The 12,673-nt window shown below is 68.7% G+C and carries 12 protein-coding genes and 1 riboswitch; of the genes, 5 read left to right on the top strand and 7 right to left on the bottom strand.

Features of this window, described 5'->3' with window-relative positions; all coding sequences use genetic code 11:
• Positions 1–4 precede the first annotated feature (4 nt).
• Positions 5–628 carry an epimerase gene (locus ACQPZX_RS37680; RefSeq protein WP_433366408.1) on the top strand — a complete coding sequence of 208 codons (624 nt, stop codon included), beginning with the start codon at positions 5–7 and terminating at the stop codon, positions 626–628.
• Here ACQPZX_RS37680 and ACQPZX_RS37675 read toward each other — a convergent pair.
• Positions 621–1,619: a glutathione S-transferase family protein gene (locus ACQPZX_RS37675; RefSeq protein WP_433366405.1), complete on the bottom strand. Its 999-nt coding sequence runs from the start codon at positions 1,617–1,619 to the stop codon at positions 621–623. The genes ACQPZX_RS37680 and ACQPZX_RS37675 overlap by 8 nt on opposite strands.
• Positions 1,620–1,645: 26 nt before the next feature.
• Between ACQPZX_RS37675 and ACQPZX_RS37670 the strand changes: the two genes are divergently transcribed.
• A complete protein-coding gene (locus ACQPZX_RS37670; protein ID WP_433366402.1) occupies positions 1,646–2,731 on the top strand; it encodes a calcium:proton antiporter in 1,086 nt (361 codons plus the stop codon).
• Here ACQPZX_RS37670 and ACQPZX_RS37665 read toward each other — a convergent pair whose 3' ends face one another.
• A complete protein-coding gene (locus tag ACQPZX_RS37665) occupies positions 2,732–3,760 on the bottom strand; it encodes a LacI family DNA-binding transcriptional regulator (protein ID WP_433366399.1) in 1,029 nt (342 codons plus the stop codon). It lies immediately after the preceding gene.
• Positions 3,761–4,039: 279 nt separating this feature from the next.
• On the opposite strand from ACQPZX_RS37665, the gene ACQPZX_RS37660 reads away from it, so the two are divergent.
• Positions 4,040–4,588 (top strand): hypothetical protein, encoded by a 549-nt coding sequence (locus tag ACQPZX_RS37660; RefSeq protein WP_433366397.1) that lies wholly within the window; start codon positions 4,040–4,042, stop codon positions 4,586–4,588.
• 373 nt (positions 4,589–4,961) lie between these two features.
• Entirely contained in the window at positions 4,962–6,368 is a 1,407-nt protein-coding gene (locus ACQPZX_RS37655) for a DUF1996 domain-containing protein (RefSeq protein WP_433366395.1), read from the top strand.
• 46 nt (positions 6,369–6,414) lie between these two features.
• Here the strand turns inward: ACQPZX_RS37655 and ACQPZX_RS37650 are convergent, their stop codons facing one another.
• Positions 6,415–6,981, bottom strand: a complete 567-nt coding sequence (locus ACQPZX_RS37650; RefSeq protein ID WP_433366392.1) for a DUF305 domain-containing protein — start codon at positions 6,979–6,981, stop codon at positions 6,415–6,417.
• A 128-nt stretch (positions 6,982–7,109) separates the two neighbouring features.
• A riboswitch (guanidine-III (ykkC-III) riboswitch) is annotated at positions 7,110–7,178 on the top strand.
• A 14-nt stretch (positions 7,179–7,192) separates the two neighbouring features.
• Here ACQPZX_RS37650 and ACQPZX_RS37645 point away from each other — a divergent pair.
• Positions 7,193–7,507, top strand: a complete 315-nt coding sequence (locus ACQPZX_RS37645; protein ID WP_433366389.1) for a DMT family transporter — start codon at positions 7,193–7,195, stop codon at positions 7,505–7,507.
• Positions 7,508–7,569: 62 nt separating this feature from the next.
• On the opposite strand, the gene ACQPZX_RS37640 is transcribed toward ACQPZX_RS37645, so the two are convergent.
• From ACQPZX_RS37640 to ACQPZX_RS37625, 4 genes are all read right to left on the bottom strand, one after another.
• Positions 7,570–7,740 (bottom strand): hypothetical protein, encoded by a 171-nt coding sequence (locus ACQPZX_RS37640; protein ID WP_433366387.1) that lies wholly within the window; start codon positions 7,738–7,740, stop codon positions 7,570–7,572.
• A 125-nt stretch (positions 7,741–7,865) separates the two neighbouring features.
• The gene (locus ACQPZX_RS37635) at positions 7,866–8,654 is read right to left on the bottom strand and encodes an endonuclease/exonuclease/phosphatase family protein (protein ID WP_433366384.1); all 789 of its coding nucleotides are present in this window, start codon (positions 8,652–8,654) and stop codon (positions 7,866–7,868) included.
• 17 nt (positions 8,655–8,671) lie between these two features.
• On the bottom strand, positions 8,672–9,046 hold the full coding sequence (locus tag ACQPZX_RS37630; protein WP_433366381.1) for a VOC family protein: 375 nt from the start codon (positions 9,044–9,046) through the stop codon (positions 8,672–8,674).
• A gap of 108 nt (positions 9,047–9,154) precedes the next feature.
• Positions 9,155–12,583 (bottom strand): galactose-binding domain-containing protein, encoded by a 3,429-nt coding sequence (locus tag ACQPZX_RS37625; RefSeq protein WP_433366378.1) that lies wholly within the window; start codon positions 12,581–12,583, stop codon positions 9,155–9,157.
• Between the last annotated feature and the right edge of the window lie 90 nt (positions 12,584–12,673).

The following is a 12,673-nucleotide window of genomic DNA, read 5'->3' as shown; positions in this document are numbered from 1 at the left end:
CGGGATGAAGGTGGTCATCTTCGGCGCGACCGGGATGGTCGGCCAGGGCGTGCTGCGGGAGAGCCTGCTGGCGTCCGACGTCGAGGAGGTGCTCGCCGTGGTCCGCACCCCCACCGGCGTCCATCACCCGAAGCTCCACGAGCGCAAAGTAAGCAATTTTGCCGAAATAGGCGACCTAAAGGGATACGACGCTTGCTTCTACTGCCTGGGCATCAGCTCGGTCGGCATGGATGAGGCATCTTATACCGAAATTTCGTACACGTACCCGATGGCGGCGGCCCGTGCGGTCGACCACGAAGCGTGCTTCATCTACGTATCCGGGGCGGGAACCAGCGCGACCAGCCGCCAAATGTGGGCACGAGTCAAGGCGCGCACCGAGCATGAAATCATCGAGCTTCTCCCGAACGGTTACGCAGTGCGCCCCGGAATCATCCAGCCTACCCACGGCGTACGATCGAAGACTCGCCTTTATAATGCGATCTACACGGTGACCGCGCCCGTGATCCCGGCATTGGAAAAGGTCGCGCCGAAATACGTAACCACCTCCGACAAGCTGAGCCGGGCCATGCTGCAGGTCGCCCGGGTCGGCTTTCCCCGGCGCATTCTGGAGAACATCGACCTCAGATAGCCCCGTGCCCCGCCGGCACCGGTTCCCGAGGCGGCTCCGGCGGAGTTCCGTCGCCGAAAGGACGCCCGCCGAGCGCCTCCCGCCCGTGCGGCGAAAGCCAATTCCGCAGGTCCGGACCGGCCGGCACGATCCCGGTCGGGTTGATGTCCCGATGCACCAGGTAGTAGTGCTTCTTGATGTCCACGAAGTCGATCGTGTCCCCGAACCCAGGCGTCTGAAACAAATCTCTCGCGTACGCCCACAGCACCGGCATCTCGCTCAGTTTGCTGCGGTTGCACTTGAAGTGGCCATGGTAAACGGCATCGAAACGCGCGAGCGTCGTGAAAAGCCGTACGTCAGCCTCGGTGATTGTCTCTCCGACGAGATAGCGACGCTCCGCCAGATGGGAAGACAACTTGTCGAGGCGCGCAAAGAGGCGCTCATAGGCCTGCTCGTAAGCCTCCTGCGTCCCCGCGAAACCGGCCCGGTACACCCCGTTGTTCACATCCGCGAACACGAAGCGGTTCACCTTGTCGATCTCGTCACGCAGCGCGACCGGATACAGCGCCGGCGCCCCCGGCCGGTGATACTTCGCCCATTCCAGCGACAGGTCGATCGTGATCTGCGCGAAGTCGTTTGTCACCACTTTCCCGGTCGGGACGTCCACGATCGCCGGCACCGTGATGCCCTTGTCGTAATCGGGGAACCGCTTGAGGAACGCCTCCTGCAGTCGCTCGATGCCCAGCACCGGGTCGCGCCCGTCCGGGTCGAGGTCGAAGCTCCAGCTCCGCTTGTCGTGGGTCGGGCCGGCGATGCCCATCGACAGCACGTTTTCGAGCCCGAGCAAACGCCGTACGATAATCGCCCGATTGGCCCACGGACACGCCCGGCTCACCACAAGCCGGTATCGGCCCGGCTCGACGGGATAGCCGTCGCGGCCGTCCTCGGTGACTCGCGTCGTGATGTATCGCTGGTCCCGGTTGAACTCACCTGACGGATTCACATAGGCCATGTACCCCAATCTGGCAGAGTTGTCGGATGCTGGCCAAGATTCGCTGGACCCGCTCCGTACCCGTCGTCGCCATCGTCGCCCTGATCCTGACCTGGGGCCGTGACCTGCCGCCGCCCCTGGTCGTGGTCGTTGCCCTGCTCCTCGGCGGCGCGGTGCTCGCCGCCGTCCACCACGCCGAGGTCGTCGCCCACAAGGTCGGCGAGCCGTTCGGCTCCCTGGTCCTCGCCGTGGCCGTCACCATCATCGAGGTCGCGCTCATCGTCACCCTGATGATCAGCGGCGGCGAGAAGACCCAGTCCCTGGCCCGCGACACCGTCTTCGCCGCCGTGATGATCACCTGCAACGGCCTGCTCGGCCTGTCGCTGCTGGTCGGCGCCGCCCGCCGGCACGTGGCCGTCTTCAACTCCGAGGGCACCGGCGGCGCCTTCGCCACGGTCATCATGATCGCCACGCTCAGCCTGGTGCTGCCGAGCTTCACCACCAGCCGCCCCGGCCCGCAGTTCTCCCCGGCCCAGCTCGGCTTCGCCGCGGTCACGTCGCTGGCCCTCTACGCCCTGTTCGTCACCGTGCAGACCCGCCGGCACCGCGACTACTTCCTGCCGATCACCACGGCCGGCGAGGTGATCGACGAGGAGGAGCACCTCGACCCGCCCAGCAACCGGGCCGCGCTGACCAGCCTCGGCCTTCTCCTGGTGGCCCTGATCGGCGTGGTCGGCCTGGCCAAGGGCGTCTCACCGGCGATCGAGAAGGTCGTCGTCGACCTGGGCATGCCGCAGGCCGTGGTCGGCGTCGCGATCGCGCTGCTGGTGCTGCTGCCCGAGACGATCGCCGCCGTGCGAGCGGCCGCCCGCGACCGCGTCCAGACCAGCCTCAACCTGGCGGTCGGCTCGGCGATGGCCAGCATCGGCCTGACCATCCCCGTGATCGCCATCGCGATGATCTGGCTGCCCGGCCCGCTCCTGCTGGGCCTGGGTGGCACGCAGATGGTGCTGCTGGCGCTGACGGTGGGCGTCGGCACGCTGACGATCGTCCCCGGCCGTGCCAACGTCCTGCAGGGTGGCGTGCACCTCAGCCTCCTGGCCGTGTTCCTGTTCCTGGCCGCAAGCCCGTGATCAGGCCGATTTCCGCAGCACCAGCGTCGGCTCGTAGATCACCGACGAGACCCGCATCCCCGGATCCTCGATGCGCGCGAGCAGCAACCGCGCCGCCTCGGCCGCCATGTCCTCGAGCGGATGCCGCACGGTGGTCAAAGCGGGCGCCGCCGCCACCGCCGCGCTGCTGTCGTCGAAGCCCACGATCGCGATGTCGGCCGGCACCCGCCGACCCGCCTCGCGCAGCGCCATCAACGCGCCCACCGCCATCAGGTCGTTCGCCACGAACACGCCGTCGAGCTCGGGATGCGAGGCCAGCAGCGACCGCATCGCCGCTTCGCCGCTCTCCTGCGTGAAGTTGCCCGCCACGATCGGCACCCATCCATGCCCGTGCTTGGCCATCGTCCGCCGGAACCCCGAGATCCGGTCGTGGCTGGCCGGCACCTCGGCGGGCCCCGAGATCATCGCTATCCGCTGGCACCCGCGCCCGAGCAGATGCTCCGCCGCGAGCGAGGCCCCCGTCTCGTTCGCCAGATCCACATAGTTGATCGGCACCGGCTCACCCGGCCGCCCGATCATCACCGACGGCACACCACCCTCGGTGAGCATCCGCGGCAGCGGATCAACAGCCGGTAGCGACAACACGATCGCCCCATCGGCCTGCCCGTTCCGCAGGTCGCCGACCAGCCGCCGGCGCCCTTCATCGGTCCCCACGATCTGCAGTGCGAGCTGCACCCCCGCCTGCCGGAGCACGCTCATCAGCCCACCGACGACCCGCCCGAAGTAGGGATCCGCGAAGAAGCGCCCCATGAACGGATCGTCATCATGCGTCTCGGAGTCGGAAACAACCAGCGCCACTGTGCCGGTCCGCCGCGTGACCAGCGACCGCGCCAGCCGATTCGGCACATATCCCGTCCGCCCGACGGCCTCCCACACGACCTCGTGCAGCTGCGGGTCCACGTTACGAATCCCGTTGATGACCCGCGAAACGGTCGCGCGCGACACTCCCGCCACCCGCGCCACATCCTCAAGCGTCGGCAGCCGTTCCATGCCCGCCTTTATAGCACAGAGGGAAAGCGCTCTCCGAGCACGTCACGCTCCTTGCCGATCACCCTCTCCATGACGGGTACGCGTCCGCGCCGCCCCCGCCGAACATCGACCGCCCCCGCCGCGCAACGCGACCATTTGCCACAAGAGGCCGCAGCGCGCCCCACGCGCCACCGACACTCACCCCACCCCCGGCCCGCGCCGCTCGCACGGCTCGCACCGCTCGCGCCGCCCGCGCCGCCCGCAGTGCTCGCGCCGCCCGCAGTGCTCGCGCTGCCCGCAGTGCTCGCGCTGCCCGCAGTGCTCGCGCCGCTCGCGCCGCCCGGGCTGCTCGCGCTGCCCGCGCCGCCCGCAGTGCTCGCGCTGCCCGCGCCGCCCGCGCCGCCCGCAGTGCTCGCGCCGCCCTCGCCGCCCGCGCTGCCCGCAGTGCTCGCGCTGCCCGTAGTGCTCGCGCTGCCCGCACTGCGCGCCGCTCGCGCCGCCCGCACGCTCGCGCCGCCGCTCGGCGATCTTGATGGCTTGGCGCGCGCTCCGAACCGCAATTCATCACACCCGCGAGCCCGCTGCGAGCCGGCTGCGAGCCCGTCTGCGGTGCGGCGCGACCTTGATGACGTGGCGCGCGCTCCGAACGGCAGTTCATCATGGCGGCGAGCCCGCCGCAGGCTTGCGCGGGCCTGCCGTGAGCCTGCCGCGAGCCCGCCGTGGGCCCGCCGTGGGCCCGACGCGAGCCTGTCTGTGGCGCGGCGCAACCTTGATGAATTGGCGAGCGCTCCGAACGGCAGTTCATCACGGCGGCGAGCCCGCCGCGGGCCTGCCACGAGCCCGCCGTGAGCCCCCTGCGAGCCCGACGCGAGCCCGACGCGAGCCCGACGCGAGCTGACTCGCCCGCCAGCTCCAGCGCCCGCTCGTCTGTGGCGCGGCGCGACCTTGATGAATTGACGCGCGCTTCGAACGCGAACTCATCACGAACCCGTGGGTTCGGCTGTAGCGCGGGGCGGCGTTGAGGAGCTGCGGCTTGGGGTGCGCGGGAACTCATCAACGGCGGGGATGGGCGGGCGGCGCGGTTCCGGAACCGTCGGGGCGCATTGACGTGTGTGACATCCAGGCGTAACACTCGGAAAGCGCTCTCCAAACCACGCCGCCCGTTGTTCCCCGCACTGGGCGGGTGCATACCCCATCCCCGTGGAGAACTGTGGAGATCTGAGTGAACAAGCCAGCCAGACTCAAGAGCAGACCGATCCTCGCCTCGATCGCCGTGGCCGCCCTCGCGGGCACCCTGGCGATCGCGGGCGTCCAGGCCGCCCACGCCGCCGACACCCTCCTCTCGCAGGGCAGGCCCGCGCTGGCCTCCTCGACCGAGAACGGCGGCGCTCCGGCGGCCGCCGCCGTCGACGGCAACGGCACGACCCGCTGGGGCAGCGCCTGGAGCGACCCGCAGTGGCTGCGCGTCGATCTCGGCGGCACCGCCACGATCACGTCCGTCCAGCTGCAGTGGGAGGCCGCCTACGCCAAGGCGTACCAGATCCAGACCTCGGCCGACGGCAGCACCTGGACCACCATCTATTCCAAGACCAATGGCGCCGGCGGCGCCGAGACCCTCACCGTGAGTGGCTCCGGTCGCTATGTCCGGATGTACGGCACCCAGCGTGGCACCGGCTACGGCTACTCGCTGTACGAGTTCAAGGTCTACGGCAGCCTGGTCAACCCGCCCGCGAGCGACGGGCCCGGCTACATCATGGCCAACCCGCCGGTCACCGGGGTGATCCCGTCGACGGCCGTCCCGCCGGACACGAACCCGCCGACCACGCACCACGAGTTCCAGGCCAACTGCTCGGTGAGCCGTTCCAACCTGAACGACGACCCGATCGTGTTCCCGAACATGCCGGGCGCCTCGCACTCGCACACGTTCATGGGCAACGTGACGACCTACGCCGGCACCACGCTCAACAGCCTGCAGTCGGGCGGCACCTCGTGCATCACACCCGGTGACAAGACCGGTTACTGGATGCCGACGCTGCTCAACGGCACCACGGCCGTGCAGCCGGTCGGCCGCCAGGTCATCTACTACAAGAGCGGCGTGATCGACTACCGCAGCGTGCGCCCGTTCCCGCCGGGCCTGCGCTACGTCGTCGGCAGCCCCACCGCCACGATCGACGACTTCCGCAATTCACCCGGCGCCGTCGAGGGCTTCGAGTGCGGCGACCTCTCCCATAACTGGGATATCCCGGCGAACTGCGTGGCCGGCACCCAGCTGAACGTGCGTATGCAGGCCCCGAGCTGCTGGGACGGCCTGCACCTCGACACGCCCGACCACAAGTCCCACATGGCCTACCCGGTGCTGGGGGTCTGCCCGATGGACCACCCGGTGGCCGTCCCGATGATCGAGTTCAAGATGGCGTGGCCGGTCAGCGGGAACATGGCCAACGTCCACTTCTCGAGCGGTCGTGGGTTCAGTTTCCACTACGACGTCTTCAACGCCTGGGACGTCCGGACGCTGGCCGCGCTGACCACCCATTGCATCAACGGCGGTCTCCAGTGTGACCCGCGCGGTTTCGATCTGTACAAGCCGGACCGCGGCGCCGCCCTCAACGAGAATTACGAGCTCCCGTAACCGCGAATGGAAAAGGGCGCCGTCCATAGACCGGGCGGCGCCCTTTTCACGACAGCTGTTTTATGGTGGCCAGCGCCACTTCGCGGGTGCGGAGCACTTGCAGAGCCAGGGAGCGCGTCTGCGGCTCGACCCCCGATTTGTCCTCGCTGCCGGCCAGGTTCTGGCTCTGCTCGAGATGGGCCTGCAACGCCTTGAGGACGGTCTTGTCGAAGTCTTTGCCGGTCTGCGCCGAGGCGTCGGTGACCTCCTGCGGCGTGACCATGCCGGGCATCGGCATGCCCTTGTGCGGGTTCACCGCGGGGAGCCCGGCCTGGTCGTGCAGGGCGCGCAGGGCGCTGAGCTCGGCCTCCGTGAACGCCTGCACCTGCGCGGCGAGGGCCTGCACGTCGGAGCTGCCGCTGCGCTCGGGCACCAACTGGAGCAGCGGGATCAGCTCCTCGTCCATCGCGATGCTGATCTCGATCCAGGCGAGGTCGGTGCCGCCGAACTGGGTTGCCGTGGTCGCCGCGGGGGAGTCGACGGGCTCGGGAGCGGAGTCCCGGCAACCCGCGAGGCAGCCCGCGAGTCCGAGCGCCAGCAGGCCGGCGAGCAGGACTCGGGCAATCAGTTTCACGCGGGAGAGTCTGACTTTTCCGGCCATCGGTGTCAACGATTCGATATTGATGGATGGCAACACTCCCGTAACAATAACGCTCTTCGATGGAGCGCTCTCTCACCGCAATTCTTTTGCTATGGTGGGGAGCGATGCCGCAGCGGCGGACATCCCGGACGAGTGCGCGTCGTACCCGGCTCTGACAAGACGACCGCCGAAGAGGTGACTCGTCATGGCGTGGGTCGTGCTTGTCCTGTCCGGTCTCATGGAAACCGCCTGGGTGATCGCGCTCGATCGCAGCGCCGGTTTCAGCCGTCCGATCCCCAGCGTGACCTTCCTGGCGACGCTTGCGCTCAGCATGGGCGGCCTCGCCTACGCTCTGCGCACGATCCCGATCGGCACCGGTTACGCGGTGTGGGTGGGCATCGGAGCGGTCGGTACCGCCGTGTTCGGCATGCTCGCTCTGGGTGAGTCCGCGACGCTGCCGCGCCTGCTCTGCCTGCTGCTCGTCGTGGCCGGCGTGGTGGGGCTGAAGGTCTTCCACTGAAGTGGGCGCTTGCCCCACCTTAAGTGGGCAAGCGCCCACTCAGCGGGGCAAGCGCCCACTCACTACACGGTCACATCCACCAGGCTGCCCTTGTTGCCGCGGGACTGCAGTTCCCGCCGGGCCGCCTTGTTGGCCCGCGCGATCGCGTCGTTGTCTTCCTCGACGGCGCGTGCCGCGGTGTCGCGGGCGGCGGTGTCCGCATCGAGCCGCCGCTGATACCGAAGGAGCTCCACGCGGGCATTGGAGCCGACTCCACCTACAGCCATCTCCCGTCCCCCTTTGCTGGGTAGCGATTCCGTTGCCGGTCACTATCGGCAAGGTTGCCCGCCGCTTGTGAACTCTCCGGCTGCGAAAAGGCTCACGGTTCGAGGTCGACGCCCACGGCGTAGTGATCGGACGGGTAGACGCCGTCGCACGGGCGGTCACCGGCCAGGAAGGCGCCGTGCACCGGCACCTGCTGACCGGGCCGCCCGGGCCGCGCCAGCACATGATCGATCCGCCGGTCGAGCAGGTGCGGCGCGTCGGCCGGCGCGTAGGGCACGGCCGAATCGAACGTCACGGCGCCGGGATCGGCGCCGGCCGCCGACCACAGATCGACCATCGACTCCAGCAAGGGGGCAAGCGGAGGCTGGTCGGCGGTCGCGTTCAAATCAGCGAGCAACAGTACGGGTAAAGCACCGTCCAGCCGTTTGTCGGCCGCTATCGCCGCCAGTTCCCGGCATTGCGCCAAACGGTCACCGGCATACCGCTCGTCCGGTTCGCTGCCGGACACGATCACGTGCAGCGGGCCGCGCGGATGGTCGAGCGTGGCGAGCACCGCGACCGGCACCGGCCCACCCTTCTCGGGATTGGGGAGCTCGTGCGATTCGATGGCCACGATCGGCCACCGGCTCAGCAGGCCGACCCCGAATCCGATGCCGGGCTCCTCGTCGTACGCGATCGGGGGAATGGACGACGGCGCCCAAGCGGCGAACATGCCGCAAGGGGCCGCCAAGCGGTGGGGTTGATCGGTGCCCTCGCCCGACCAGCTCTCGACGAGGCCGAGCACATCCGGCCGGTACGCCTCGAGGGTCGCGGAAATGCTCTCCTCGCGCTGCCGCCAGTTGCCGCCGAAACGCCACCACACATTCCAGACCATCACGCGCATCGATCCAACGTACAGGGCTAAGCGTTCTGCCAGAGGCCGATCAGGTTGCCCTCGGTGTCGTGGAAGTAGGCGCTGAATCCCATGGTGCCGACCGGCTGCCGGCCGATCGCGACCTTGCCGCCGAGCTTCTCGATCCGGGCGAGCGCGTCGTCGAGGTCGTCGACCCCGATCGTGATGACGGGCGCGGTGATCGGGCCCTGCCGGCCGAGCATTCCGCCGTTGATCCCGCCCGGCTCCTTGGGGCGGCCCTGCTCGTCGGTCTCGGTGGTGGAGACCATCGTGTACTGGTACTGCGGCATCGAGTCGAGCCGCCACCCGAACGCCTCGCGGTAGAACGTCGTGGCCCGCTCGCCGTCGTCGAACGGCACCTCGAAATGGACGACCTTGTCCATGGCTGACCTCCAGTTTGTGCCTGTCCCGGCAGACTAGGCCGCCAAATGGAACGACAGAAGTAGCCGGGGCGCCCCTTCCCCACAAGGAGCGCCCCGGCCGGGGGAGTCTCAGCCGCGGTAGACGCCGAACTCCCACAATGAGTAGCCGTACGCGGTCGCCCGGCTTGTCCCGTTGACCCGGACATAGCGGCCGGAGCCGGAGATGTTCAGGTCGTCGAAGCCGCCGTCGCCGCCGGCCGTCGAGTAGATCGTCGTCCAGTTCGACCCGTCCGTGGAGGTCTGCACCTGGTAGCCGGTCGCGTACGCCGCCTCCCACGCCAGCTGCACGTGGTTGAACGACTGCGTCGATCCGAGGTCGACCTGCAGCCACGCGGTGTCGACCCATTCGCTGGCCCAGCGCGTGCCGTAGTCGCCGTCGGTGGAGTACTGCGGCAACTGCGGGCCGTTGGTGCCGGTCGGCTGGTAGGTCGAGGCGGTGGTGGTTTTACCCTTCGCTAGGTTGGTCCCCGGCACGGTGGGTGGCACCACCCGGATCGACTTCTGCTCGATGCCGACGTTGCCGTGGCCGTCGAAGGCGTAGACGTACACCTTCCACACGCCGGTGGACTGTGGCGCCTTGACCGTGAACGAGCCGTTCCCGTTGTCGACGAAGGAGACGTTCGTCAGACCGGTCCCGCCGCTGATGTACTTGTCGGAATACATCAAGTTGTAGCGGATCAGGTCGTTCTGCGGATCGCTGGCCGACACGTTCACCGTGAACGTGCCGCCGGCCGGCACCGCGGTCGGGCTCGACACCGACATCGAGGAGATGACCGGCGGCGTATTGGCCGGCGTCTGTCCCGAATAGGCCTGCGCAAGCGAGTAGTAACCGAGGCGCCGCCACCCGCCGGTGAAGGTGTTCAGCCAGACCCCGCCGAAGTCGTTCTCCAGTCCGTAGTGGAACTCGGTCACGCCGAGCGACACCCCTGGGTGCGCGTTGATGGCGGCGACGCTGTTCGCGTACCCGTCACGCTTCTGAATGTCGGTCGGCTCGGTCGGCACCCCGTTGACGTCGTTGGGCACCTCCCACTCGCCGGCCGGGCCACCCTCGGTGACGATGTACGGCTTCGTGTATCCGCCGGCCACCCAGTCGTTGTAGACGTTGCCGATCGCGCCGTACGAGTTGACCGCGAGCAGGTCCAGATCCGGGGCGTACTGCTTGTAGTACGGCCACGCGCCGGTATAGGCGTCGGTCGACGTCACCGGGTGATTCGGGTCGGCGGCGTGGATCGCCTGCGCCACCTGGTTCACGAATTTCGCGTACCCGACCCGGCGCGCCTCGACCTCGGCCGCGGACAACCCGTGGTCCTGCATGGTGAGGATGACCTCGTTGCCGACGTCCCACATCAGCACGCCCGGATTGTTCTTCAGCGTGTTGACCCGGTTCACGATCTCGGCCTTCACCGAGTTCATGTAGGCGGTGTCGTTCACATAGTCGGCGCCCTGGTTGAGCCAGTGCCCGACGACCACCTTGATGCCCTGCTGCGCGGCCCGGTTCAGCAGTGTCGGCGTATTGGCGTCGTCCACTCCCCAGATCCGGATCGTATTGACGCCCATGTTCTTCAGGTCGCGCATGTAGCCGTCGGCGGCGGCCTGCGGCGGCCCGTAGGTCAGGCCCTTGAGCCGGTAGGCGGCGCCGTTGACCTGCAGCTGCCAATTGCCCTGCGTGCCGGTCACCTTCACCACGCTGGGCCCGCCCGGCGTGGCCGGGTCGGTCATCGCCGCCGGCGTCGTACCGGTCGCCCGCGACACGGTCACCGAGTCCACGCTGAGCACGCCACCTGAGGTCGTGTCGGCCGTCGGCGTGGTGCGCCCGGCGATCGCGTTCGGCAGCGACCCGCCGATCCCGAGGTCGAAGCGCAGGAAGAACCCGTGGTGGACGGCCGCGTTCCAGGCCGTGACCCCCACCTGCGACTCGCGGACCACCCAGGTCTGCCGCCCGTCCAGGTAGAACCGGATCTCCTCGTCGGTCTTCGTCCGGTCGATCACCTGCGCGTACTCGTGGTAGCCCGTCTGGCAGCCGGCGCAGCTGGCCAGGCCCGAGGCGCGCCCGTTGTATTCGGCGCACGGGCCGTCGGGCGCCGTGCCGCAATGCAGCGTCTGCGACAACTGGCTACGGCCATTGACGTCGGTCATGATGTCGGTCTCGCCGACGCCCGGCCAGTTGTTGTAGTTCCCGCGGTACGCCGCGCCGGTGGCCCGGAATCCCGGCCAATACCCCAGCCCGTTCGCCACATCGGGTTGCTTGAGGACCGCGCTGAATTTCGTCTGCGTCCCGGCGAGCGGCTCGAAGTCGGTCCGCTGCGTCTCGATCCGCCCCGACGTCCAATTGCCGGCGCCGTCGCGAATCGCCTTGATGTTCAGCTTTCCGGCGCCGTCGAGAGAGACGTTCGCGGTGCTCGCCGAGGCCGTTTCCACCTCGCCGGTGCCCCAGTTCGCGGCGCCGCCCGGATACGACGTTCCCGTGCGCAGCAGCCAGTTCGCCGCCGAGGGCGAGGTGTTGGCGGAACCGTCGAAGGTGTCCTGCCAAACCGTGGTGAAGTCTTGAGTGGGCGGCGTGGTCGGCGGGGTGGTCGGCGTCGTGCCACCGCTCGTGAGGATCTTGAACTCCCACAGCGAGTAGCCGTAGCCGCCGGGACGCTGGGTGCCGTACATCCGCACGTACCGGCCGGTGCCACTGACGGTGAGCGTCTCGGTGCCTCCGGCGCCATTGCTCGTGGAGTAGATCGAGGTCCAGGCGTTGCCGTCCGGCGAGGTCTGGATCTGGTACGCCTTGCCGTACGCGCTCTCCCATTGCAGGACGACCTGGCAGATCGCCTGCGACGAGCCCAGGTCAACGCTGATCCACTGCGGGTCGCTGAACTGCGAGGACCAGCGCGTGGCCGCGTTCCCGTCGGTCGCCTTGGCCGCCGCCACGTCCGCGCCCTCCTGCGACGACGCGGTGGTCGCCCTGCCCTGGGCCGCGTTGACCGGGCCGCACGCGGCCGGGGTGCTGCCGGTGGAGCCGTAGACCTTGAACTCGAACAGCGAGTAGCCGTAGCCGCCGGGACGCTGGGTACCGTACATCCGCACGTAGCGCCCGCTGCCGCTCACGGTGAGCGTCTCGGTGCCGCCGACGCCGGTGGTGGTCGAGTAGATGGTGGTCCAGGCGTTGCCGTCCGGGGAGGTCTGGATCTGGTACGCCTTACCGTAAGCGCTCTCCCACTGCAGCACGACCGACGAGATGGTCGCGGTGGCGCCGAGGTCCACCCGGATCCACTGCGGATCACTGAACTGCGAGGACCACCGGGTGCCGGCGTTGCCGTCAGTCGCGTTGGCCGGCCCGACGTCGGCGCCCTCCTGGGACGAGGCCGTCGTGGGTTTGCCCTGCGAGAGGAGGGTGTCGGCGGCGTGCGCGCCGAGCTGCGCCACCGCGACGTAGGCGACGATGATCGCCAGGACAAGGAGGGGGATGAGGCGCCGCCAGGCGTGGCGAGGCGACGAGGAAGCCGTGTTCACGGATAACTCCCGGGGATAGAGCGGCGGAGCGGGGGAAAGCGCTCTCCGTCATTCCGCGCAGTGTTACGCCCGGCTTTCAACCATGTCAAT

This window comes from Actinoplanes sp. CA-142083, assembly GCF_050942195.1.
In the GTDB taxonomy this organism is placed as follows: Bacteria; Actinomycetota; Actinomycetes; order Mycobacteriales; family Micromonosporaceae; genus Actinoplanes.
The sequence above is the reverse complement of the archived record's forward strand: the minus strand, read 5'-3'. Positions and strand labels throughout refer to the sequence as shown.